The sequence below is a fragment of the Rhodosalinus sp. genome (assembly GCF_041685465.1).
In the GTDB taxonomy this organism is placed as follows: domain Bacteria; phylum Pseudomonadota; class Alphaproteobacteria; order Rhodobacterales; family Rhodobacteraceae; genus Rhodosalinus.
The window spans coordinates 1-3,178 of sequence record NZ_JAWLFS010000299.1 but is presented as its reverse complement, the minus strand read 5'-3'; the positions used below and the strand labels follow the sequence as shown (position 1 = coordinate 3,178).

The following is a 3,178-nucleotide window of genomic DNA, read 5'->3' as shown; positions in this document are numbered from 1 at the left end:
ACGCCCGTGCGGGGCAACGCGGTCGCGCGCCTGCCACGCCCGCGCCGGCGCCGGGTCGCGGTCGCTCAGGCCCGGTCCCTCGCCACCCGTTCCAGAAGCGCGCCCGCGACCCCCGCCGCGTCCGTCCAGGAGGGCAGCGCCGCGCCCGCGCGGCGCGCCGCCTGCGCCTTGTCCGCGCGGACGGCGGTGTCGGCGAGAAGGGGGCAGAGCGCCGCGGCGAAGGCCTCCGGATCGTCGGGCGGCACCAGCGTGCCGGCCTCGGGCGGCACGGTCCCCGGCACGGCGCCGGCCGTCGTGGAGACGATCGGCAGGCCGTGAACGAGCGCCTCGTCGAAGACGATGCCATACCCCTCGTAGCGCGTCGCCAGTGCGAAGACATCCGCCCGGCCGTAGAGCCGGGCAAGCTCCTGCTGGCCGACCCGGCCCGCGAGGCGGATACGCCCGCGCAGGCCCGCCGTGCCGATCTGCTCCTCGAGCGCCGCGTCGTGGCCCGCCTCCCAGGGGGGGCCGGCGATCACCGCCTGCCACGGACGCCCGGCAAGTCGGGCGAGCGCCGAGATCAGCACATCGTGGCCCTTCCGGGGGTGGAGCAGCCCCACCGACAGGATCAGGGGCGGACCCTCGGGGCGCCCGGGCGCGGGACGGGCCGGGGGCTCCGGCCTGCCGGGCCGAAGCACCGTGACGCGTCCGGCATCCACCCCGTAGTCGGACATGAGCACGTCGCGGATATGCGGGCTCGGCACGATGACATGCGCCGCTCTTGCGAGGTTGGCGCGTTCCAGTGCGCGCAGCCGGCGCGCGTCGGGCGCGGGCATGTCGGTTTCATGGGCGAGCGGGTGATGGACCAGCGCCAGGACGGGCGCGCTCACCCGGTCGAGCGCCGCTGTCGGCAGCGCCCCGTAGGCAAGCCCGTCGACGATCAGCGGTCGGTCCGCGGGGACCGCGGTCAGGGCGTCGATCGCGGTCTGCATCTGCGCGGGGCCGGCGAAGGGAAATCCGCCCGGCAGCGGCACATGCTGCATGTCCCATCCCGCCGCGCGCAGGGCGTGCAGGAGGCTGCGGTCGTAACGATACCCGCCCGTTGGCGCCGACAGATCGCCCGGCACGGCAAATGCGCTTCGCTGAAGCATGACGCCCCCTCTGTCCTCCGGAGGGCTTAGCGCACATCGCCCGAGAGGCAACGAGAGCGCCTGAACAGCAGCTCCGACGCCCGAGCGTTTCCAGAGCTGTCGCCGGGTGCGGTTTCGCTCTCCGACGCGGCGGGCCGCGCAAGAAAATCCACCGCCGGATGGCACGCGCCGATGGCACGGAGCTCGGCCAGCGGCCGGGGCCGCGCGGGGGTCTCGGTGCCAACCCGGGGCGGAGACGCCGATCCGGGCCCGGGGGCTGGCGCGTCCTGGCGACCGTCGGACCGCGCGCGCCCGCCGACATGGTTCTTGCCGCGCCGGTCGCGTCCAACGGGCCGCACCCGGGCGGGCGGCCGCGGCGGGTTGGGGAACAAGAGGCTTGCCTCATCTGCGGTTGGATGCTCCGATCCGTCGAGGGCCGACAGAGGAGGAGCGACAATGCCGCAGACAGACGCGCTCGAGACGATTCCCGCGCGCAAGGGACGGGCCGTGCGGCTCTCGGTCGGGCAGGCGATCGAGATCGTCAACACCCACGGCACACAGGTCGTCGACACCTGGGCTTTCAGTGCCGAGGACCCGACGGAGTTCCTCTCGAACGAGCACATGCGCGCCACGCTGGGCAAGCTCTGGCCGGCAGAGGGCGACGCGCTGATCACGAACCGGCGGCGGCCGATCCTCATGCTGGAGCGCGACACCTCGCCGGGCCGGCACGACACGCTGATCGCCGCCTGCGACGATTACCGCTACGGGCTCCTCGGCTGCACGGAGTACCACGACAACTGCACCGACAACCTTTTCGCGGCGATGCGGCGGATCGGCGTGCCGATCCATGACTGCCCGAGCCCGCTCAATCTGTGGATGAACATTCCGGTGGCGCCGGACGGCAGCACCGGCTGGGGCGAACCGCTGTCGCGCCCGGGCGATCGGGTGGTGCTGCGCGCGCAGATGGATTGCATCGTCGCGATGTCGGCCTGCCCGCAGGACATCCTGCCGATCAACGGCGCGGCCTGCGCCCCGACGGAGGCGCATTATCAGGTGCTGCCGGGCCCCGGGTGAGGCGGAGCGCCCGCCGCGGGGGCCACGTCGTTTGGGCAAGTGCCCCCGGCGGAGTTCGCCGGCACTCGGATGCGCCGCCGCCGCCCCGGGATGTGCGCCACGAAGACTGTCGCGCGCCGAACGGCGCAGAGGACATCGAACGGTTGCGGCATCGGCGGTCTGCCGCTGCGTGTGGACTACCTGCGTGAGGTCATGACAGGCCGGGGGTTCTCCGCCGTCGCTCTTCGCTCCGGGGGGCCCAGGCGGCGCAGCGCCCTCGTCGACAGGGTCTCGGCCGATTGTCCTGCGTCCAGGGCGAAGTCGCAAAGCGGGCGCACACGGCGGTCTTGCTCGACAAGCAGGGGGCGGACGAACTCCGCATACTGCAGGAGGAACGTTCGCGTCCAATCCGCGAACCGGCCGTCGCCCCGTGCGTCTGACGCCACGGCGCCGAGCTTGCGGGCGAGTGCGAGGTCGGCCGGGCACTCGAGCCAGAGCGCGCGGTCGAACAGTTCAGCCGTGGCCGCCCATGCGCGCCCGAGGGGAGCCTCGACAACGAGCGGGCCGCGAACCGCCTCGATCGCCTCGGCAAAGCCGGGAGCCGAAAACTCGGAGAAGGGCGCGCCCCGCGCGATCCAGTCGCGGAGGGCCGCCGGATCGCGTTCCGTCATGCGCTCGTAATCGTCGAACTGCACGAGGTCGGTTCCCCAGAACGCCGCCAGCCGCCTGCACAGGGTGGATTTGCCGGAGCCCGGCGGGCCGGATACGGCCAGGACGCGCCACGTCATCCGGCGTCTCCGATGCACGCGGTGAGAACATGAAAGGCCATGTCGAGCGAGGATATCGTTTGCCGCTGCACGGTGCAGCCGAGGTCGCGGAACCAGCCTTCGTAGGTTTCCGGGTCGCGATAGAACGGTGCGAAGACAAGGTTGGCGAGGTTGGCGGCGCTCGTTCGCCGTCCCGCTTCCGATGCCCAAGCGCCGCGTTCGCAGACGATCACCCGCCCCCGGGCCGGC

Annotated in this window: 4 protein-coding genes; 1 reads left to right on the top strand and 3 read right to left on the bottom strand. The window is 72.8% G+C overall.

Going from position 1 to position 3,178, the window contains the following annotated elements:
- Window positions 1–65: 65 nt before the first annotated feature.
- Entirely contained in the window at window positions 66–1,130 is a 1,065-nt protein-coding gene (locus ACESL7_RS14750; protein WP_372894054.1) for a glycosyltransferase family 4 protein, read from the bottom strand.
- A gap of 435 nt (window positions 1,131–1,565) precedes the next feature.
- Between ACESL7_RS14750 and ACESL7_RS14745 the strand changes: the two genes are divergently transcribed.
- Entirely contained in the window at window positions 1,566–2,183 is a 618-nt protein-coding gene (locus ACESL7_RS14745) for a DUF1989 domain-containing protein (RefSeq protein WP_372894053.1), read from the top strand.
- A gap of 176 nt (window positions 2,184–2,359) precedes the next feature.
- On the opposite strand, the gene ACESL7_RS14740 is transcribed toward ACESL7_RS14745, so the two are convergent.
- Together ACESL7_RS14740 and ACESL7_RS14735 are read right to left on the bottom strand one after the other, a co-directional pair.
- A complete protein-coding gene (locus ACESL7_RS14740; RefSeq protein ID WP_372894052.1) occupies window positions 2,360–2,950 on the bottom strand; it encodes a nucleoside/nucleotide kinase family protein in 591 nt (196 codons plus the stop codon).
- The coding region (locus tag ACESL7_RS14735; RefSeq protein ID WP_372894051.1) for a hypothetical protein at window positions 2,947–3,178 on the bottom strand (232 nt) is incomplete at its 5' end. The genes ACESL7_RS14735 and ACESL7_RS14740, both read right to left, overlap by 4 nt.

Bases quoted from the DNA above. Each gene is read 5' to 3' on its own strand.
- ACESL7_RS14750 (WP_372894054.1), bottom strand. From the start codon at position 1,130: ATGCTTCAGCGAAGCGCATTTGCCGTGCCGGGCGATCTGTCGGCGCCA.
- ACESL7_RS14745 (WP_372894053.1), top strand. From the start codon at position 1,566: ATGCCGCAGACAGACGCGCTCGAGACGATTCCCGCGCGCAAGGGACGG.
- ACESL7_RS14740 (WP_372894052.1), bottom strand. From the start codon at position 2,950: ATGACGTGGCGCGTCCTGGCCGTATCCGGCCCGCCGGGCTCCGGCAAA.